Origin of the sequence: Klebsiella sp. 7-CIP_Kleb., assembly GCF_050378655.1 — a bacterium.
Classification (GTDB): domain Bacteria; phylum Pseudomonadota; class Gammaproteobacteria; order Enterobacterales; family Enterobacteriaceae; genus Klebsiella; species Klebsiella quasipneumoniae.
In genome coordinates this window covers 1-20,731 of sequence record NZ_JBNRLJ010000008.1, presented here as the reverse complement: position 1 = coordinate 20,731, position 20,731 = coordinate 1, and the positions used below count along the sequence as shown (strand labels likewise).

Sequence of the window (20,731 nt, the reverse complement as noted above, 5' to 3'; positions counted from 1 at the left end):
ATATTTTCACCCCCTGCATGCTTAAAAATCAATAAAGAAAATAGGATTAGGCAATGATGCAAGAGTGTCAGGCCTGTCGTCGTAAGTGCCCTCTCTTTATGATACCTGCCTGTTTGATATTCCAATGACATTCCCTATCCCGCCCGGGGACAGGCAAGGAGGAGTGATGAAAACAGTGGTATCAGAAACGTCTAAGGTGGTCATTCTTACCGGTGCCAGTAGTGGTATAGGTGAGGCCACAGCGCGTCATCTTTCCCGGAAGGGTCATCATTTGTTTATCGGTGCCAGACGTATTGAAAAACTGACCGCACTGGCGACAGAGTTGCGGGCAACGGGGGGTAATGTTGATGCCATGGCAATTGACGTCACGCGACCAGAAGATTTGCAACGCATCGCAGCCAGGGCGCTGGAGAAGCACGGACGCATTGACGCGCTCATAAATAACGCTGGCGTTATGCCACTCTCACCGCTGGCAGCGTTGAAGGTCGAAGAGTGGAACCGCATGCTGGATGTCAATGTACGGGGCGTTCTGCACGGGATAGCCGCCGTCCTGCCGATCATGCAGGAGCAGGGTTATGGTCACATTATTAACATTGCCTCCACAGGCGCATATACGGTCTCGCCCACAGCCGCTGTCTATTGCGCTAGCAAGTTTGCCGTGCGCGCTATTTCTGACGGGCTTCGGCAGGAGACCGATGCGATCCGGGTGACGCTGGTCAGCCCGGGAGTGGTCGAGTCAGAACTTGCCGATCATATTACGGACGAAACAGCCCGGGCTGCCATGCGCGAATTCCGGCGCATCGCCTTACCTCAGGAGCCCGTGGCGCAGGCAATCGCCTATGCCATCGAACAACCCGCTGGCGTAGATATCAGCGAACTCATCGTCCGTCCTGTGGCCAGTCCTCATTAACCGTAAACATGTTTTCATTTATTAAGGAGTGTTCATGTCAGAGTCAGACTCTTTTTCCAGGGCTATGCCCTTTGCAGGCCGTGTTGCGATCGTCACCGGTGCCGCCAGCGGTATCGGCCTGGCGACCGTCGAACTGTTGCACCGCCAGGGCGCACGTATCGTCGCAGTTGGCCGGGGGGATAATGTCAATGCGCTAGCACGTGAAGGCATTGTCCCCGTTGTCGCCGACGTGACTCAGGAAGCCAGTGCGGAACTGGCTGTGCGGACTGCAACAGAACAGTTCGGTCGCCTCGACGTATTAATCAACAACGCTGGCATCATCATCAACCAGCCGGTGGCAGAAATGACGCTCAGGGAATGGAACCAGGTCATGGCTGTTAATGCCACGGGCGCATTCCTTTTCTCAAGGGAAGCCATCCGCCCAATGATGGCGGCAAAATCGGGTGCAATCGTTAATATTGGTTCTTACGCCTGTTATCAGTCTTTTCCCGGTATCGCCGCCTATGCAGCTTCCAAGGGGGCGCTGGCACAGTTAACCCGTACACTCGCGCTGGAAGCTATCACTCACGGTATTCGTGTTAATGCAGTCGGCTCCGGAGATGCGGTGACAAACATCACGAATACAATCCAGCCCGACGGGCAGGCATATCTGGCAGAGCATGGTCGTAAAGCGCCTGTTGGTCGTGCAGCCCACCCCGATGAAATCGCAGAAGTCGCCGCCTTTCTGGCGTCAGACAGGGCCAGTTACATTGTCGGCGCAGTAGTTATGGCCGACGGTGGCATGAGTGTCGCCATTCAGTAATGCAATTCATTTTTCAACAACAGGAGTCTTCATCAATGCAACAACAAACCTCCCCTGCAAAAGTCTGGTTTATCACCGGCGCTGCTCGTGGTATTGGCCTTTCGCTGGCACGCCAGTTACTGGCGCGAGGCGATGCCGTAGCCGCAACCTCCCGCACCCTGACCAGTCTGCGTCAGGCATTCGGCGACGATAACGCGCGACTGCTGGCGCTGGAGGTGGACCTGGTGAACGAAGCCAGCGTTCAAAAAGCCATCGACAGCACCATTGCCGCCTTCGGGCGCATTGACTGTGTGGTCAACAACGCAGGCTACGGCCAGCAGGGCACCATTGAAGCATTAACCGACAGCGAATTACGTCGTAATTTTGATGTTAACGTGTTTGCTCCCCTGCATGTTCTGCGCCATGCCCTGCCGCATATGCGTACGCGGCGCAGCGGCCATATCTTCAACGTGGCGTCGATCGTGGGCTTTCAGGGCGGTTACGCGGGCTGGGGCAGCTATGTCGCCAGCAAATTCGCACTGGCCGGTCTGACCGAAACCCTGGCGGCCGAACTGGCAGAGCTGAACATCAGAGCCACAGTGGTTTATCCTGGACCGGTGCGCACCGGGTTTCTGTCGAAAGAGACGCTGGTCGTGGCCCAGCGCACAATCGCTGACTATACCGAAGCTCAGGCCTCGCTGGACCTCCATCTGAACGGTCTGGACGGCAAACAGGCTGGCAATCCTGATAAAGTCGCTTCTCTGATACTGCAGGCGGCCAGTGCTGACGCCCCTCCCGTGCATCTTTTTGCTGGTAAGATTGCCAACACCCTCGCTGAACAAAAAATGCATGCAGTGAGTCAGAACCTTGATGTCTGGCGAAGCGCGTCAGACGCCACGGATTTTGAAGAGTAATAACCCCCGGGGACATGTGAACCACACTGTCCCTGATTTTCTTTCTGGAGGATATCTCATGCATGACAGCCTACCTGCGGAAAAAGCGTACCGTATTCTTGAAGCTGGTCCCGTTATTCTGGTGTCCACGAGGGGGACAGATGGCCGAACGAATCTGATGACCGCAGGTTTTCACATGATGATGCAGCATGCCCCACCGCTGGTCGGTGTGATTATCGGCCCCTGGGATTACAGCTATCAGGCGTTGTCAGATACCGGGGAATGTGTTCTGGCTGTACCGCCAGCCGGGATGGCAAAGGCCGTTGTGGACATCGGTAATTGCTCGGGAGAAACAGACGACAAATTTGCGCGTTTCGGCCTGACCCCCGTTGCCGCGCAATCGGTCAGTGCGCCTCTGATAGATGAATGCGTGGCTAACCTGGAGTGCAGAGTGGTGGATGACCGACAGGTGCGGCGCTATAACCTGTGGGTGCTGGAAGTTCGGAGGATTTGGCTTGACCGCGCATGGCAGGAACTGCGCCTGCTCCACCATCAGGGCGATGGCCGTTTCAGTGTCGACGGAGAGACGCTTGACCTCAGTGACAGGATGGTAAAATGGCGCGACCTGATGGATTGAATGTTCTGCCATGCTAACCAGAATTGGTTAATGGCGATACATTACCGAACATACCGGAAATGTATCGCCATGAATACAGGCGTTCCTCTTCCCCATACCCTGTATGTGGATCATCCGGCAGACTGAGAGAAATTTTTCTTAACTCAATTGGTTAATCAATTAAATCCTTCAAATCCCCGCTTGCATTATGGCTTGAGTAACTGCTGAGCTGCCCGAACAACGGGTCCCATTGCTGGATATCAAGGTGGGCAATAAGGCCTTCACGTGCAAAAGGGTCCGCACCGATCATGGACTGGACTTCATCGCGCGTCTCAGCCCTGAAAATAAGAAACCCCGCCCGCAGTGGCGTGTTTTTGAGCGGACCGGACGCTAACAGTTTGCCCTGTTCTATCAGACCCTTCAGATAAATCACATGCTCGCGCACAAAGGTATTCCACCCGCGGCCGTCCGGATGGTCCATTCTGACAATATAAATGTGCATCGTTTTCGCTGTCCTGTTCATGAGACAAAAAATAAGCATAATAAGTATTAGCAGTTTTTAAAATTCGCCAATATTGAGTTCTGAAACAACCAGGAGTAGCGAATGCTGGATAAACTTACCGGAATGCGGGCCTTCGTGGTTGTGGTTCAGACGGGCTCTTTTGTCGCGGCCGCAGACAGACTCGGTATGTCGCCTCAGATGGTGGCCCGCCATATCGCCACACTTGAGAAGCAGCTTGAAACGCGCCTGCTTAACCGAACGACGCGCAGGCAAAGCCTGACGCCGGCAGGATCGCTGTACTACAGGCGTTGTGAAACAATTTTACAGGCCATCGACAGCGCTGACCGGGAAGCAAGCAGTACGAGCGGAGTTCTTGCAGGTACGCTGCGGCTGAATGCGCCGGTAACGTTCGGCCGTTATGTCCTGGTGGATTTTTTGAGCACATTTCTTGAGCGCTACCCGAAAATGCGTATTGAACTTGTTCTTACTGATGACGTTATTAATCCTGCTTCAGAAGATTTTGACCTGGTGATACGAATCGGCGAGCTTGATAAGAAACTCCGGCTTGCGGCAAAACCGTTGCCTGCATACCGATTTATTGCATGTGCTGCTCCTCAATACCTGACAAAGTACGGTCATCCAGAACAACCTTCTGATCTGAAACATCATGAGTGTCTGGTTTTTGCACCCTGGTCTGCGGGGTTAACCCGTTACTGGCCTTTTGCCAGCACTGAAGGTCCTGCTGAAGTGATGGTAAACTCTCGCCTGGCGATTAACGACTGGGGAGCAATCCTTGAGGCGGCATTAAGAGGCACAGGTGTGCTGATTGGTTATGAAAAAGAGCTCAGGCGACTTATCAACAGGGAAAAACTCGTTCCTGTCCTGGAGAACTTCACTATTCCCTCACGGGAAATGCATTTGCTCTACGACCCTTCACGGGTAAATGAAAGCAGGTATCAGGTATTTATTGACGAAATGATTGATTATCTTAGCTAATTACCTTGGAAGTTCTGAAAGAACTATCATCGCTGCCTCAGGTTGAATCGCCACTGATAATTTAGACACTTCCGAGCCGTTGATAATACTGGTTTTCATATTCAGTTGGTGGCATCTGATCGCTGGAACCATGCCGACGCTTACTGTTATAAAACATTTCGATGTAATCAAAAATATCGCTGCGGGCCTCTTCCCGCGTTCCGTAGATCTTTTTCTTTACCCGTTCGCGTTTCAGCAACTGGAAAAAGCTTTCTGCAACCGCATTATCGTGACAGTTACCACGACGGCTCATGCTGCCCTCCAGACCGTGTGATTTCAGGAACGACTGCCACTCATGGCTTGTGTACTGACTGCCCTGATCCGAATGAACCAGCACCTGTTTTTGGGGGTTACGCCGCCATACAGCCATCAGCAGTGCGTTCAGGACAATGTCCTTTGTCATCCGGGATTGCATGGACCAGCCGATAATTTTGCGTGAGAACAGATCAACAACCACGGCAAGATATAGCCAGCCTTCGTGAGTCCTGATGTAGGTTATGTCCGTTACCCAACGCTCATCCGGAGCATCCGGATTGAACTGTCGCTGAAGCCTGTTGGGCGACACGATACTGGTCTCGCCTTTACGTGCCCGTGGGGTCCGGTATCCGACCTGAGCCTTTATCCCGACACGCTTCATCAGTCGCCAGACTCTGTTCACTCCGCACTGATGCCCGCTGTCCCGCAGATCCAGATGGATCTTGCGATAACCATAGACACATCCCGATTCCAGCCAGAACTGTTTAATCTGTCCTGTCAGTCTCAGGTCTGCCTGATGGCGTTGTGAATGCGGCTGCAGAAGCCAGGCATAAAAACCACTGGGATGAACATCCAGCACCCGACACAGCAGGCGAACAGGCCAGTAACAGGTATTGTCACGGATAAAGGCGTACCTCAGTCGGACAGCTTTGCGAAGTACGCCGCGGCTTTTTTTAATATGTCCCGTTCGTCGGTAACTCGCTTCAGCTCTTTCTGGAGACGGCGGATCTCGGCCTGATCATCTGACTGTTCTTTATTAGCGGAAGAATCCGGACCGTACTTCTTTATCCACGCGTAAAGGCTGTGGGTGGTGATATCGAGACGTGTTGCAATGCTGGAAACAGAATGTCCACGATCAACAACCTGTTTGACTGCTTCGATTTTAAACTCTTCTGGATAACGCTTATCGCTCATGGGCACCTCTCTTTAAGCCATCTTAAATGACTCTGAGGTGTCTGTTAAACCCGTGGCGATTCACTTACCTGATGGAGTTCGCAACAAAAAATTCCCGTGGTTATTATAGCAGTTGGCAGTTCTTCAGTCAGGGACTCAGTGTATTAATGGGTGCGTTGGTCGGCTTAGGATTAACTGCGCTTCTCACGAATAATCAATTGAATGAGTGGGGATGGCGTGTTCCGTTTATTATTGGCCTGTTAGTGATCCCGGTGGGGCAATACATTCGTAATACGCTGCCGGAACAACATGCACCATTGAAGGAACATTCGTCATTATGGACTATGGCTGTGCGCCATAAGGTCTCACTGTGCGCAGGTATTCTGATTTCTATTGGTGGCACCTCGGCAAACTATGTAGTTTTGCACTATATGGCAAATTACGCAATATCTCAGCTCAATATAGGGATGGTCAATGGTATTTTCCTGGGATGCGTCGCTGGGTTTATCCAGATCTGTTTTTGTGGTCTAGCGGGTAAAATGTGTGACCAGTTTGGTTACAAAAAAATGGTGCTGATTACACGAATCTTGATGCTTATCGCTATCTATCCGGCATTCTTATTGATTGAGGCAATCCCGATTGCGCCGGTAATGGCCGGGGTAATTATTTTATTGACCATTTTGCTGATTTTCAATACTGTGCCCTCTTTAGTCTTGTTGGGTATAATTTTCCCAAGGGAATTTCGGGCCACCGGGCTATCGTTAACCTACAGTGTCAGTACTGTGATTTTTGGTGGCTTTGCCCAGTTCTTCTGCAGCTTGATGATTAAAATGACCGGGAGTAATAGCGCCCCAGCAATATATATTTTTGTCTGCGGAATAGTTTCACTCCAGGGATTATTACTGGCCAAAGAAAAAGAATAGCAAAGTCATATCATCACTATTTTAATGATGATTATAAAGTCAGACATTGAAGCTTTTAGAACAGCCGGGGAAGCAATGTATCAGACAATACTCTGTATCCTTCAGCGTTGTTGCATTCGTCCTGTTTTATTATGCAATGAATCTCGTGATCATAACGCATGGTTTATTGATAGTAATGAATAGTCATATATCAACAAATGATTTTATTCTGCACTTTCACTTTGTCAAAAATAAAATTGTACTGCGGGGCAGTCACTTGATATTAGTACGAGAGTTCAGATTATGTCGATCTAACCAAGGAGTATATTTTCCGCTCACCACATGGTATATCGTTATTGATATGTTCTTGTTAGCAGGTTAGATATCTTCCATATAATATGGTATTGTGTTTTTTTTACATAATCAGCAGTGTTGAGACATTTCTCGGGCCAAAGACTTCGGCCCGAGCACGTTTGTGGATGTTGTCATAAGAATATTACAACCACCAGGGTTTCCTTTACATCGAACCTAAAACCATTGTGCATAGGTTTCACAACAGATAACTATTTCCTCCACGGGCAGCTGTATTCTCAGCAAACTCTTTTGGCAAACGACCAGATCATAGCCTTTCTTAAGTCTGTCGAACCTGGACGTGCCGACAAAGATGTCATATGCGAAACAGTAATATAAGAGGTTTCGAACTCAAACTGAAAGGAAAAGTTTGGCAATAAGGATGCCTCAGAAATCAAAAGATGCAGGACCTTCATGACGAAAATCGTTGGCTCAAACAGCTATTTGCTAACTTTAGGCTGAAAAATTACGTGTTGAAAATGCGCGATCTAAAAATTTTCAAAACAAACGATAAAGCATTAACTTGGCGATTATATTGAAGAGATGTTGTATTTGGGCAGACTTGTCTATTTTTACCGGTCCGATACCTCCCACGATGAACCGGTGATACATGAGCTGACTTAACTTGCGGTGCATTTCTTGTGATATTCATCGGTTCAGAATCCTGAATGAAGCACTGAAAATTACAGAACTCTGACTGATGGAATACAATAACGATCAGCCTCATGAATTCCTGAATAATCGAATCGGACCTCAGATGAATTTATCCGAAGTCTGAAAAATGTCGGGTTCTCTGATTTAGCTTGGCACCGATATTGAGAAGAAACAGTGTAGAGTCAGTCCAAGATTAAGGTCTGGTGAACAATGAACGGATAAAGTAAGCAGGTGTACAGCTCCATGCATGACAATAACTATTGATTTGCATCGCGCCATAAGGAGATGCTTTCGGATTATGTGGATCGAAGGCTTCCCAGAAGGTATCAACCCCGTACTCTGCCATGATTCCCCAGTATCCAAGCACAACATCCTGCGCACCTTGTTTGTCCCCTATTGTTACAAAAGCCGACACAAGATGATGATAAAGGTATGGAGTAAGTGGAGTTATTGCCTTGGGCATTTTCATGACCCTCTGCAATAAATCCTTTCCCGTCCGATTGTCAACAATACCAGCTAGCACCATCCAAATTTGTGACGCCCAGGATATTTGTGAATTTGGCCCACTGACGAATAATTTGGAATCTGATTTCCATAAATAACGCGTTGCAGCATTCGTCATATGTTGAATCAAACTATCCAGCTTTGCACTTGAGGAATTATCTCCAACCAGTTCCGTCAAACTCTTAACTCGTCGACAACAATAAATCATTAACCCCTGCATTGATGCTTGTTTATCCAATCCATCCTGCCAGTCGATAAAAGTGAATGGTCTATCAGGAATTTGAACAACCCCATCATTATTTACATATCGTTCCGTTATTAAGGTAATTTGCTTCAATGCAACGGGTAATAAATGTTCAAGTGTTTGACGGTCGTTTGTTGCAAAATAATAGTCTGCAAGTGTTGGGCCAAATAACGCAGCATAGTCTAGCATGACTCCTTCCCCGGCGGTGGGAGTGGGTTTTTCGTAAACACATGCCGTAACAAAGCCATCACTATTTGTTAGTCCGGCAAAAAGATATAGACACCTTTTAACAAGGTTGTTATTTTTAAAACTGAGATAGTTTGTCAGCGCTTGTAGCCTTAAATCGCCTAACCATAAACGTTGGTCGCGTCGTGGACCATCTTCAAAAGTGGTCTGCATACACTCATGCAATGTTCTCAGACTTATTTTTTCTATTTTTTTCCATTTTTCTGAAAGACCTAAAATATTTGTTTGTTTGTCTTCACCTGCGGAACTAACTGCGATAGTATGAATGTTACTAAATATTATACCAAAATTTTTAGAACCCGACATAACCTCAATTTTCACATACTTATATGCATGACGTCTCGAAATGGTGACCTCATCCGGAAGATGGTCTATATTTATAATTTCATCAGGTAGCCATGATGCACTCAAAGTTCCATTATATGGATACAATGGTTCCAGTACATCACTTGGGACTTCACCAAAAATCAATCTTAATCTGGTAGGCGCATCATTTCCTCTACCAACCCAGTCCATATTAAAAGTTAAAAATCCTGTTACATGATGTGGAAATTCGACGATAAAAAAATCACCAGCATTGACTGGAGTCTCACTAATTGATTTCAATGATCGTGTTTCATCAGAAACCATTTTATATTGTAAAATATTATTTTTGTCGCTAACACCATTTACTAGCTGTACAGCCTGTACAGTACTTTCAATAAGCGTCGGTTTCAATCTTTCTGCAATGCTGATCCACTCAAGGTTATTATATTCCTTAAGACGCGAGCCAGAAATCATCGACTTACTAAGCTTAGTTGATTCTTTGGAATCTGCTTTTTTTAAAAGCAAACCACACGATGTAATCATGACTGCCGTTTTAATAATAAGATCTCGCCTGTTCAAATCTAATCCTCTTAATAATTTCATCTTAAAAACCAAAGGTGATAATCTTCATCAAAAGATGAGACGCCTAAAATAGATATATATTCACCATAACAAAATAACCATCGTAGTCAATATTAAAAATTTTGTTTTGGGTATCAAAAAGTAAGATTGGAGGTTGTAATTAAAATGAAGCTAATATAAAAAATACAATGGTGACTCAAAATTATTCATAGTGCTATTTAGTCATTAATGGAGAATATATTTATCATCTAATCCTCCTGATTCTTAAAACAGCTGCGATTTTCTTACTGACGTGCTGGTAATGACTCCAACTTACTGATAGTGTTTTATATTCAGATAATGCCCGATGACTTTGTCATGCAGCTCCACCGATTTTGAGAACGACAGCGACTTCCGTCCCAGCCGTGCCAGGTGCTGCCTCAGATTCAGGTTATGCCGCTGAATTCGCTGCGTATATCGCTTGCTGATTACGTGCAGCTTTCCCTTCAGGCGTGATTCATACAGCGACCAGCCATCCGTCATCCATATCACCACGTCAAAGGGTGACAGCAGGCTCATAAGACGCCCCAGCGTCGCCATAGTGCGTTCACCGAATACGTGCGCAACAACCGTCTTCCGGAGCCTGTCATACGCGTAAAACAGCCAGCGCTGGCGCGATTTAGCCCCGACATAGCCCCACTGTTCGTCCATTTCCGCGCAGACGATGACGTCACTGCCCGGCTGTATGCGCGAGGTTACCGACTGCGGCCTGAGTTTTTTAAGTGACGTAAAATCGTGTTGAGGCCAACGCCCATAATGCGGGCGGTTGCCCGGCATCCAGCACCATTCATGGCCATATCAATGATTTTCTGGTGCGTACCGGGTTGAGAAGCGGTGTAAGTGAACTGCAGTTGCCATGTTTTACGGCAGTGAGAGCAGAGATAGCGCTGATGTCCGGCAGTGCTTTTGCCGTTACGCACCACCCCGTCAGTAGCTGAACAGGAGGGACAGCTGATAAAAACAGAAGCCACTGGAGCACCTCAAAAAAACCATCATACACTAAATCTGTAAGTTGGCAGCATCACCTGACGTGCTAAGTGATGCCCCAGATTAAAACTGTGGTGTTCAATACACTGAGTAGACCTCTTACTGGTCGTGTGTATTTTCTGCCGCTCTTCCCGCGTTATCTTACCTCAGTATACATGCATGTAGTTTGTGAGAGTTACTTTCTACTTATCATCCGTTTTTTATTTCTTGAATCATGAAGCTGTGCGTGAAGATAAAGCACGAGGTGAAACTTTAATACTTAGCAATGCGATAAGGGCTACCAGCGCAAAGCCCAGCAGCATTACTGAAATTGGCCACCAATGGTCATATTTTAATAACAATGCCACGGCAATCATTGGGCTGATACCGCCAGAAATTACCGCGCCGATTTCGTGTCCCAGAGCCAGACCGGTATAACGAACTTCCACCGGAAACAGCTCACTCATGATGCAGGGTTGTGCTGCGATCATCGCACCATGGCACAGTGGTAAGCCGAGCATCATTGCCAGCATCATCAATGAAAAGTTCCCGCTGGCCAATAATGAAAAGAAAGGAAAGGCGGTGAGAAGAAGACCAATGACACCAATATAATAAATAGTTTTACGCCCGATTCTATCGGATAACCATCCCCAGAACAGTATAGAGAAAATCTCCAGCATCATTGCCAATGTCACAACCGCGATAATTTTGTCGCTGGCGATACCAACGTGCTTACAGAACACCACTGAAAAGGTGAAAAATATATAGACTGCGCCGTTTTCCGGCAAACGCAGACCAATGGCCTGGAGAAGTTGTTTGGGATATTTTTTAAAAATCTCAATTACAGGTACGTTTGCTTCCGGTTCTGTATCACTGGCCTGTTTCAGCTGCGTAAATTCTTTATTCTCGCGTATGTTTTTTCGAATATAAATACCAACCAGAAAAATGAACACACTCATCAGAAATGGGATCCGCCAGCCCCACGTCATGAACGCGTTTTCCGGTAGCAGCTGAACCAGCCAGAAAGCCAACGCCGAGAGGACAAAACCACCCGAAACACCCACCTGGCTCCATGCGGTATAGTAGCCTTTTTTCTCTTCCGGCGCGTTCTCACTCAACATCAACACCCCTCCTCCCCATTCGCCGCCGGATGCAACGCCCTGCAAAAAGCGCAGGCTAATCAAGGCAATCGGTGCCAGTACGCCAACCTGGTGCCAGGTCGGGAGTAATCCAATGAGAAATGTGGAAGCCCCCATTAGGGTCAGGGTAATAATCAGGGTTGTTTTCCGGCTATATTTATCACCAATATGACCGAATAAAATGCCACCTAAGGGTCTGGCAATAAAACCTACGGCAAAGCCAGAAAATGCCAGCAATGTGCTGATGAGCGGATCGTCCTGAACCGGAAAGAATAATGACCCAAAAACTAATGCAGCGGCAGTACCATAAAGAAAAAAATCATACCATTCCAGTGAGTTCCCAAGGAAAGAACCAATAATTAACTTGCGCATATTTTTTCGGCTGAAATCACCGTTGGTAACGTCATTGCTCATCATCATCTCCGTTCATGCAGGTGCAAAAATCCAAATATCGTCTGTTAGCGGCGTAACAGACGAATATATTCATCGCGATGAATAAATATAAGAAATACTGATTACCTTTTTGAACAGGAAAGAATTTATAGGCTGGCAGCCAGCGTATGATACTGACGATTAAAATAAACTAATCCCTGCTCCCCCTGACCAAAACCGATGTCTTGTACCGGGCAATAAAAAATACTGTGGCTGCCGACCTCATGACAGTCACCAATTGTACAATCAAAGCTGGCGATTGCCGACGTCAGCACCGGTGCGCCAGTGGTCAGAGTCTGCCAGTTATCATGAAGAAAACGCTCATCCGAACGCAATTTGCCATTGGCAAACACCCCAGACAATTCACGATGCTGTGCCGATAGAATATTGACACACAGCACACCATTCTCTTTAAATTTGCTGTTGGCAAAGGATGAACGATTCATACAAATTAATAATGTCGGAGGTTCATCCGTTACACTACAAACTGCAGAGGCGGTAAAGCCATATTTTCCACCAGGGCCATCGGTGGTAATAATCGTGATAGCACTTCCCAGCTGCGCCATCGCATTACGAAAGTCGGTCATAAGATTCATTATTTGCCTCTCTATTTTAGTTTCACGAATTCAAAGTTTTCGATTACCAGACGCTCACTCTTCGAACGTGAACAGCAGAGCAGAATCTGATCGTTATCCAAACGTTCTTCTTCGGTGAGATATTCATCCCGATGCTCCGGGATGCCACTGGCGACATTGGCCAGACAAGTCCCACATACCCCCTGTTCGCAGGAAACCTTTACTTTGATACCTGCTCGCGCCAATGCAGCGACAATTGACTCTTTCTCACTGACGGTGACAGTGAGATCCAGCTCAGGCACTTCCACTTCAAAGGCTTTACCACTGATGGCGAGTTCGCGATTGAAATATTCCCTGTGAATACGTTCATCGGCATAACCTGCTCGCTGTGCCGAGGTGATGACCCAATCCATAAAACCTTCCGGGCCACAAACATACACTTGCCCATCAATATGATGACGGGGCAATACGGCGCTGAGATTCAACTTTTGTTCTTCACCTTCGTCATCCGCATGGATATGCACTGCCTGCGCCCAGCAACAGGTGGCGAGTTCACTGAGGAAGGCCAGACGCTCGCGCGCACGGCCACAGTAGTGCAATTCGAATGATTTCCCTGCCCGGTACAGTTCATCTGCCATAGCTAGCATCGGTGTCACCCCAATACCACCGCCAAACAACAAGGTATGTTCAGCACTCATGTCCAGAGCAAAAAGGTTGCGTGGCGCACCGATGGTTACTTCATCACCAATCTGTAATTGGTGTGCAGCCAGCGAGCCACCGCGCGAAGCTGGATCTTTAAGGATACCAAGACGATAGTAATGACGTTCCTGCGGGCTGCTGCACAATGAATACTGGCGAATAAGTCCGTCGGCAAGATGCAAATCGATATGGGCACCTGCGTTAAAAGCCGGTAAATTAGTCCCATCAATCGCCTGAAGCGACAGCACGACCACCTCGGCTCCCTGCACATCACGTTCGCTGACGCGTACTCTTAATATTTCTGACATTCAATACTCCTGCATCAGATGAAACCGGATTGGATAACCAACCCGGTGGCATTTAGCGCATGTAAATTCCGCCATTAATGTCCCAGGTCGCTCCGGTAACAAAGCCCGCAGCGGGTGAGGCCAACAGGGCAACCGCCTGCGCGACAAATTCTGGTTCCCCTAATTTCTCAACCGGGATCATCTGAAGCAGCGCCTGCATCTTATCGTCCGGGACCATTGCATGAACCGAAGGGAGATTCATTGGCCCCGGTGCAATGGCATTCACCGTAACGCCATCGTGACTTAGCGCCCGTGCAAACACTTTGGTGAGTGTCAGAATTCCCCCTTTGGAAGCCGCATAATGTGCGCCAGAGGCCGTGCCGCCATTCTGTCCCGCCAGTGAGGCCAGATTGATAATGCGACCATATTGCTGTGTGGCGAAATAACCCCCTGCCAGCTGACAACCAAGAAAGGTGCCGCGCAAATTCGTGGTCATCACCTGATCAAACTCTTCCACCGTGATTGACATGACTGGCGTAGCAAGTGTCAACGCCGCATTGTTGACCAGCACATGCAGTCCGCCAAAGTGCGCCACGCAATGGTCAATAGCATGGGAAAATGCATCACTGTCACGGATATCCAGCTGTACACCCACCGTGCGCTGACCTTTAACATCGATCTCACGGGCCATTTGTTGTGCACTTGATAGTGAAATATCCGCCAGCACAACCGCGTACCCCTGAGACCACAAATAGCGACTTATCACCGCCCCAAGCCCGGAAGCAGCACCTGTCACCAGGGCAACATTTTTCATTCGATACCTCACATGATGTAGCCAATGCTGCGCAGGAAATCCTGTCCATTGATCACCCGAATCACTTTCTTCAGGATCAGAAAGCTTTCGCCCTCTGGCACCAATGTATAGGTGACATCGGCGACATAATGCTGGGCATTACCCTTGCGGTATTCCCACAACGATTGCGCACAGCGGATTTCTACCCGTTCCTCGCTGGCATGCAGCAGGCGGTAACGTGCCAGCATGCGAATGGTTCTGGCGCGTGGCGTAGTGGATATCGATTCCCCGCTGTAAAGCCGGTTAACCCTTTTTTCCCGCATATGCTGGTTGTCGTAGGCATAGTTGAGCGTGTTAGCGAAATCTTCCGTTTTCTGATCGATAGGGATGACATACAACCCTTCCGGTTTCCACAGCGTCAGCCAGTGGTTGAACTCTTCCTGATCCAGCACATCAGCTTCATAATTGATAAAACTGATGGCGGAAAATAAAGCCTGTTGCTCGGTCATTGCTGCCCCCGTGTTTCTGCTGTCATGTACTCTTTCCATTTTTGATAGGCGGCACGCATCCCGGTTTCCGCGCTGACGTCACTGCGCAGGCCATCTTCGGTGGTCACTTCCCCCGGCAACCCTCGGTTTAGCATGATCCACAGATCATCCCCGGCAGATGACCCGCGCTGGACACGTTCCCAGGCTTCGGAATCATCCGGCGTACCAAAACCCATCGGTCCCTGGAAATGTTCGTGCATACGCAGACGTGCCTGGTTGGCTGCTTCCGGTCCGCCTTTCATGGTGATCACTACATGGTGAATTTCAGTTTCTTTAACTGAAATCGGCTGGAGTACACGGAAAAAGGCCATCGAACAGGCCACATTCGGGAAAAGGTTGAGGTTAAAACCGCAGCCGCCTACGGCGCGGACTATGCGGCGGACCTCCAGTTCTGCATGGCCTTCGTCACGTAATACCTGGGCCAGTTCAACAAAACGATCGGGAATCGGCGCATCAAGATTCTCTTCAAGATCAATCAACTCCGGAATCATTACCATCACGCTATGGCCGTTCCCCAGGTCTTCAACAAAGCCACTGCCATCAACAAAATTCAGCATTTCTTCAGTCTGTTTATCCACTGAGCTAAGGAAAGACTTATGAACGATGGGAAAATGATAACCGTCGGTAGTGTTTTCCAGCTGGATTTTCCAGTTCCCTGGGAAACGGAAACGGTGAGCCGTCGTGGCCTGGATCGGGTAGCCGCCACCTTGCTTCATAAATAAATCCATCCATTTTTTCGCGGGTCCAAGGAAATCGACCAGCGACTCGATATCGTCCTTAAAAGTGGCAAAGACCATACCGGCATAACTTTCTGTACGTAGACGAATCATGCCAAGGTTGGCTTTATCCAGCGTATCGGCATAGCTTTCTGGATGAGGTACTCCACGCAACGCACCATCCAGCCCGTAACCCCAACCGTGATAAGGACAAACGAAGTTATTGGTTTTGCCACTCTGGTGTTCGCAAACTGTTGCGGCGCGGTGACGACAGCGGTTCAACAACACATTGATATTGCCTTTTCTGTCACGTACAACAATGACCGGCTGAGTACCGACAAATGAGGATTTGAAACTACCGGCATCCGGTATCTCACTTTCGTGAGCCACCCAGATCCAGGTATTGGAAAAAATTTTATCGATCTCTACATCAAAAATTTCGGCTGAAGTATAGAGAGAGGTATGAACACGGTCCGACTTCACCAGAGCCGCCAGCTCCTGTGAACTGGGCGTACAATCAATATTTTTTACCGGGATATCTTGCATTACTCCATCTCCAATATTTATCAGGCCCGTTTGGTTTCTGGTATGGGCAATCCACTGGGGGAATGCCAATAATCGATCGGGCGACTAAATAGGTTTCGCGTAGTGAAATGGTTTATTAACCAGATTTTGTTTTCACGGCGAAACTCAATAATTAATTCGGCACCGTTTAAATGTGACTGGCCATTATTGAAGGTTGACAATTGCAACATCTTCCAGCGGCCAGTGGCTTCATTTATCTCATTTAGATAAATAAACTCAGAACTTAAATAGTGCGTGTTGATTCTAAAATGGGCCGGATGAGTGACATACTTTCTCATCATCGCTTCTATAGCCGCGCGCCCTTTATAATTCCCCAGCCGTTCGGCATAGAGTTCACCAATGCCTGCCCATTCGGCATTGCAGGTAAAAAGTTGCCCAATTTGTGTAACGCTATCTTCAGAACGCAGGTCATCACATAAATGCATATACTGACTGATAACTCTGCGAATTTCCGCCTCAGACTCCAGCGTATCCAGTCTTGATAAAAGGTGTTGTTGCTCAGACATCTGCATAACAGCCTCTTACTGTTGGATAATTAACTCACGTCCGGTGCGTGCTTCGACTTTGCAAAATTTCCACAGTCGATACGGTCCTTCGCCCACGATGACGGTGCGGAATAAGTTACAGGCAGCGCTGACGGTTGCAAAATCCTGTACATCAGCGAGGACATACGTGGTCCATGGCCAACCTGCGGAAGGTCCCACCATCACTTTGTCATCGTCCATATTGCCCAGCACGGTGATGCCTGGCATGTTTTCAATCCCTTTCATCATTTCGCCAAAGGCTGCCCAAACCTGTTTTGCTACTTCCGGCGTAGCATCAAAAAAATTCTGGTTCACACCAATACAAAACAGCACCCGAATTGAATCTGTCTGGCTCATGTAGTACTCCTGTTGGTTATAAGTAACCGGGCAAAGGTGACTGCCCAAAAAACATATTGCCGGCGTTGATGTAGGTCAGCTCACCCATGAAGGCGTGTTGAGTGATGACCATGGAATCGCGGGCGTAACGTTGTAATGGACTGCGCATGGAGATGCCCGGCATCCCGGCCAACATCAACGTTTTTGAAGTGACTTTTGCGGCAACGCGTGTCAGATGGGTTGCTGAGAGGCGCAGCAAATTGACGTCCTCATCCTGGGGTGCATCGCCACGGCAAAGGGTTTGCCACACCTTGTCGATAGCGTCATAAAACCAGCTTCGAGCCGAATTAAGTTCTGCCTCGCAATGCGCCACATCCCGTTGTGCAAACTGCCGATCCGCCAGCCGCGGCGCCCCTGTTACCGAACGCTGCTGACCGGCAATGGTGTATATTTCATTCAGTGCCGCACGGGCCACTCCGGCGCTTACCACCGCCAGTACCTGAGTCGCCAGTGACAACACCGGATAACGGTAGAGATCGCCCTGAAGATTAAGTTTTCCACCTCGGATAAACGTCCATTCTTCGGGTACAACGACGTTGTCCACAACCACATCATGGCTGCCTGTGCCTGCCAGCCCCACGGTATTCCATACGGGATCAATGGTGGTCTGATTTTTTGGCAATACGGCAATACGTGGCAACGATTTTTCCTCACCGTTTTCCGGCACAATACCCACGCCAATCAAGCTCGCCCCCATACATCCACTGGCAAAACCCCAACGGCCAGAAACAACAAAACCTTTGTCTGTAACCATGGCTTTTTGAGGAGGAAAAATTCCGCCCGCAAAGACCACATCCGGGCCATTGCGATAAATTTCATCCAGCGTTGAGAGCGGTAATCCTCCAAGATAAAAAGGATTCATACCAAAACTTGCAACCCAGCCAGCCGACCCATCAGCGATTGAAATAGTTTCAATCAGCTGACAGAATTGCGCCGGTGTCATTTCTGTACCGCCATATTTTTTGGGTACTAATGCCCGATAAACACCGAGTTCTTTGAACTTCTCAATTATGTCATGGGTAATATATTTCTGATTTTCAAACTCCTCCCCTCTGGATTTTAATTCCTGCAGTAAAATACTCATATCGCAGTGGGTATTTTCAGCATTCATAGCTAATCGTGTCTGTAACATATAACCTCCACATACTGCCCTTCCTGAAAACAGGAATAAGAAAAAATCTCGCGTTCAGAAAATATAATCAGGTAAAAGATTCAACCAGCTTCTTTGCATAAACACATAAATTCAAATCATGGTTTTTATGCGTGATAAGCTGCATAGCGACCGGACGGCCATCAATTACGCCAATGGGTAAACTCATAGCCGGGTGCCCGCTAAGGTTAAAAGGTCTGATTAATCGAGTCAGATTCACCACATTTAATGGATCGGAAGCTTCACTTAACGTAGGAGGCAATTCTGGCAATGTCGGTAAAATTATCAGCGGCGTTTCGGCTAATTGGTGGTCCAAAGCTTCAGAAAATTTTTCCCGCACGGCTTCCGCATTTGCCAGCTCCGCAGCGGTGACGGCAGACCCTGCCCGAATACGCGTAACAACATCTGGCGAAATGCCCTCTGCGTCAATGATGGAAGCGTAAGCCTGCCAGTTCTCATGGCTGATTAGGGTCAATCCGGCCTGGTGAGCTTCCGTGAAATAGGTCAAATCCACTGTTGTGGCTGCTGCACTGAGAGGCTGCAGTCGCTGTGCCAACAGAGCATCTATCGCTTCAGTGGCATGGCCTTTCATCACTCCAATAGCAGGCAGGGAGATTGAGCGGTCTGCCACTTTTCCCTGTGCCTTCTCCATCACCTGCAACAGGGTTCCGCACGTCTGAGTAAAAAACCCCACACAATCAAGTGAACTGTGTTTCGGCGTGACACCGACACGGCTTATCAAACCCCACGTCGGTTTAAGGCCGACAACGCCACAACAGGCCGCAGGCATACGCACCGAACCGCCGGTATCAGTACCGATGGCAAAATCAACACAACCTGCCGCAACTACCGTTGCAGAACCGCTTGATGATCCGCCAGGAATAATATCCGGGAAAGAGTAATTAACCGGTGTCCCACCCCAGTGGTTGATCCCAGTCACGCCAAACGCCAGTTCATGCAGCATCGTTTTACCCAATAACTGACAGCCATCATCGAGAAACTGCTGAACGATGCGGGCGTTGCGGGCTGCGGGTGGTGCATGCAGGAAAACCCGACTGCCCGCCTGGGTGGGATAACCAGACACATCAATGGTGTCTTTCACCGCGAAGGAAAGATTGCCCGTTCCTCGGGTAAATTTTGAAAAAAAACCAACACTATTGCTCATCATTGCAGTATCCGCGACAAGGGGAAAAGTGGCATTCACACGACTGTTGTTGTGGATTTACGCCTGTCACGAATATGTGAATATTCAAGTAATTTGTCACATATAATTTACTTATGTCAGAATACGTTAACCTGACAAGCCTTCGTCTTAAAAATGATTTATCAATATGTTTTTATAGTGAAAAAATAAAAACACCCAATGCAAATATGGATAATTGTTATTGGTTTTACAGGAAAAATGAGACCAAAAAAATAGTTTTTCGGCTTCATTTTTTACGTCATATCGGATGGTTTTTGACATGGGACGCAGAGGTAAGACATCGGAGTGGAATGCTCAATCATCCAGATTGTCGAGTATGCCGGACAGAATTTGGTTCATCTTGCGCGCCTGCGCCGGAGAGATACCTTTAAACGCTTTGGTGAAAATACGCTGGCTTATCTCCATCACAGCTAAAGCCTTGCGAGTACCCGCTTCAGTCAGTATTGCTTCGGTGACTCGCCCATCCTGCTCACTGACCCTGGTTTCAACCAACCCATCGTCGCGCAGCCTGCCTACAATTTTGGTGACTGTCGGCATTTTACTGACGGAATATTGGGATATTTGCGAGATACTGGCTTTACGGTATTGGTGGATCAACATCAACACACGGAAACGTGACACATCCATCGCCACTTTCTTCAATTCAATGTCCATTAACTGGGTATATTTTGCGTGAACATTCACGATCCAGAAAAATGGAAAGTCCTCACGATAAAAGCGGCTTTCATGACTATCAGTCGTGTGATGTTCCACATTGGAAGGGGCCATGCGTTCTCCGAACAGGCACATTGAAACGATAGCAGAATGGTATAGGAAAACCGCGGGCAGCAAAACACCCAGAGTCACCCTTGTGTACTGATGTCAGGGGGTGTCACTCCTTTGTGGCCTGCTACGGCTTTGTTGAATAAATCAGATTTCGGGTAAGTCTCCCCCGTAGCGGGTTGTGTTTTCAGGCAATACGCACGCTTTCAGGCATACCTGCTTTCGTCATTTTGTTCAGCGC

At 48.1% G+C, this 20,731-nt stretch carries 21 protein-coding genes; 6 read left to right on the top strand and 15 right to left on the bottom strand.

What is annotated here, in order from left to right:
- The first annotated feature begins 166 nt into the window (after positions 1-166).
- The 4 genes from ACQUTI_RS22055 to ACQUTI_RS22040 are packed head-to-tail and all read left to right on the top strand — an operon-like array spanning position 167 to position 3,221.
- Positions 167-910, top strand: a complete 744-nt coding sequence (locus ACQUTI_RS22055; protein WP_036114533.1) for an SDR family oxidoreductase — start codon at positions 167-169, stop codon at positions 908-910.
- Between the two features lie 34 nt (positions 911-944).
- Positions 945-1,712 carry an SDR family NAD(P)-dependent oxidoreductase gene (locus tag ACQUTI_RS22050; RefSeq protein WP_080861675.1) on the top strand — a complete coding sequence of 256 codons (768 nt, stop codon included), beginning with the start codon at positions 945-947 and terminating at the stop codon, positions 1,710-1,712.
- A gap of 35 nt (positions 1,713-1,747) precedes the next feature.
- On the top strand, positions 1,748-2,605 hold the full coding sequence (locus ACQUTI_RS22045) for an SDR family oxidoreductase (RefSeq protein ID WP_080861674.1): 858 nt from the start codon (positions 1,748-1,750) through the stop codon (positions 2,603-2,605).
- A 58-nt stretch (positions 2,606-2,663) separates the two neighbouring features.
- Positions 2,664-3,221 carry a flavin reductase family protein gene (locus ACQUTI_RS22040; RefSeq protein ID WP_080861672.1) on the top strand — a complete coding sequence of 186 codons (558 nt, stop codon included), beginning with the start codon at positions 2,664-2,666 and terminating at the stop codon, positions 3,219-3,221.
- Between the two features lie 151 nt (positions 3,222-3,372).
- Here ACQUTI_RS22040 and ACQUTI_RS22035 read toward each other — a convergent pair whose 3' ends face one another.
- Positions 3,373-3,702, bottom strand: a complete 330-nt coding sequence (locus ACQUTI_RS22035) for a YciI family protein (RefSeq protein WP_036114537.1) — start codon at positions 3,700-3,702, stop codon at positions 3,373-3,375.
- A gap of 102 nt (positions 3,703-3,804) precedes the next feature.
- On the opposite strand from ACQUTI_RS22035, the gene ACQUTI_RS22030 reads away from it, so the two are divergent.
- Positions 3,805-4,698: a LysR substrate-binding domain-containing protein gene (locus tag ACQUTI_RS22030; RefSeq protein ID WP_428923368.1), complete on the top strand. Its 894-nt coding sequence runs from the start codon at positions 3,805-3,807 to the stop codon at positions 4,696-4,698.
- Between the two features lie 61 nt (positions 4,699-4,759).
- Here ACQUTI_RS22030 and ACQUTI_RS22025 read toward each other — a convergent pair.
- A protein-coding gene (locus ACQUTI_RS22025) for an IS3 family transposase (RefSeq protein ID WP_428923367.1) occupies positions 4,760-5,907 on the bottom strand; the annotation gives its coding sequence in 2 pieces (ribosomal slippage) (positions 4,760-5,670 and positions 5,670-5,907; 1,149 coding nt in all).
- 26 nt (positions 5,908-5,933) lie between these two features.
- Between ACQUTI_RS22025 and ACQUTI_RS22020 the strand changes: the two genes are divergently transcribed.
- Positions 5,934-6,809: an MFS transporter gene (locus ACQUTI_RS22020; RefSeq protein WP_325909035.1), complete on the top strand. Its 876-nt coding sequence runs from the start codon at positions 5,934-5,936 to the stop codon at positions 6,807-6,809.
- 1,177 nt (positions 6,810-7,986) lie between these two features.
- Here ACQUTI_RS22020 and ACQUTI_RS22015 read toward each other — a convergent pair.
- The 13 genes from ACQUTI_RS22015 to ACQUTI_RS21955 form a co-directional block, all read right to left on the bottom strand.
- A complete protein-coding gene (locus tag ACQUTI_RS22015) occupies positions 7,987-9,696 on the bottom strand; it encodes a sugar hydrolase (RefSeq protein ID WP_428923366.1) in 1,710 nt (569 codons plus the stop codon).
- A gap of 291 nt (positions 9,697-9,987) precedes the next feature.
- A protein-coding gene (locus ACQUTI_RS22010) for an IS1 family transposase (protein ID WP_428923365.1) occupies positions 9,988-10,685 on the bottom strand; the annotation gives its coding sequence in 2 pieces (ribosomal slippage) (positions 9,988-10,436 and positions 10,436-10,685; 699 coding nt in all).
- A gap of 228 nt (positions 10,686-10,913) precedes the next feature.
- The gene (locus tag ACQUTI_RS22005) at positions 10,914-12,191 is read right to left on the bottom strand and encodes an MFS transporter (protein ID WP_036114644.1); all 1,278 of its coding nucleotides are present in this window, start codon (positions 12,189-12,191) and stop codon (positions 10,914-10,916) included.
- A 167-nt stretch (positions 12,192-12,358) separates the two neighbouring features.
- Positions 12,359-12,847, bottom strand: a complete 489-nt coding sequence (locus tag ACQUTI_RS22000; protein WP_036114545.1) for a flavin reductase — start codon at positions 12,845-12,847, stop codon at positions 12,359-12,361.
- A gap of 11 nt (positions 12,848-12,858) precedes the next feature.
- Positions 12,859-13,833: a PDR/VanB family oxidoreductase gene (locus ACQUTI_RS21995; RefSeq protein WP_036114548.1), complete on the bottom strand. Its 975-nt coding sequence runs from the start codon at positions 13,831-13,833 to the stop codon at positions 12,859-12,861.
- A 52-nt stretch (positions 13,834-13,885) separates the two neighbouring features.
- Positions 13,886-14,626 carry an SDR family NAD(P)-dependent oxidoreductase gene (locus tag ACQUTI_RS21990; RefSeq protein ID WP_036114550.1) on the bottom strand — a complete coding sequence of 247 codons (741 nt, stop codon included), beginning with the start codon at positions 14,624-14,626 and terminating at the stop codon, positions 13,886-13,888.
- 8 nt (positions 14,627-14,634) lie between these two features.
- Positions 14,635-15,114 carry an aromatic-ring-hydroxylating dioxygenase subunit beta gene (locus ACQUTI_RS21985; protein WP_036114552.1) on the bottom strand — a complete coding sequence of 160 codons (480 nt, stop codon included), beginning with the start codon at positions 15,112-15,114 and terminating at the stop codon, positions 14,635-14,637.
- The gene (locus ACQUTI_RS21980; protein ID WP_036114556.1) at positions 15,111-16,415 is read right to left on the bottom strand and encodes an aromatic ring-hydroxylating oxygenase subunit alpha; all 1,305 of its coding nucleotides are present in this window, start codon (positions 16,413-16,415) and stop codon (positions 15,111-15,113) included. Before ACQUTI_RS21980 ends, ACQUTI_RS21985 begins: the two co-directional genes overlap by 4 nt.
- 20 nt (positions 16,416-16,435) lie before the next feature.
- Positions 16,436-16,960 (bottom strand): nuclear transport factor 2 family protein, encoded by a 525-nt coding sequence (locus tag ACQUTI_RS21975; RefSeq protein WP_428923364.1) that lies wholly within the window; start codon positions 16,958-16,960, stop codon positions 16,436-16,438.
- A gap of 15 nt (positions 16,961-16,975) precedes the next feature.
- Positions 16,976-17,335, bottom strand: a complete 360-nt coding sequence (locus tag ACQUTI_RS21970; protein WP_036114559.1) for a hypothetical protein — start codon at positions 17,333-17,335, stop codon at positions 16,976-16,978.
- Between the two features lie 16 nt (positions 17,336-17,351).
- Positions 17,352-18,506 (bottom strand): acyl-CoA dehydrogenase family protein, encoded by a 1,155-nt coding sequence (locus ACQUTI_RS21965; RefSeq protein ID WP_225545477.1) that lies wholly within the window; start codon positions 18,504-18,506, stop codon positions 17,352-17,354.
- Between the two features lie 67 nt (positions 18,507-18,573).
- Entirely contained in the window at positions 18,574-19,692 is a 1,119-nt protein-coding gene (locus tag ACQUTI_RS21960; protein WP_109266661.1) for an amidase, read from the bottom strand.
- Between the two features lie 330 nt (positions 19,693-20,022).
- Positions 20,023-20,496, bottom strand: coding sequence for a MarR family winged helix-turn-helix transcriptional regulator (locus tag ACQUTI_RS21955; protein ID WP_036114653.1), 474 nt, complete (start codon positions 20,494-20,496; stop codon positions 20,023-20,025).
- Positions 20,497-20,731 lie beyond the last annotated feature (235 nt).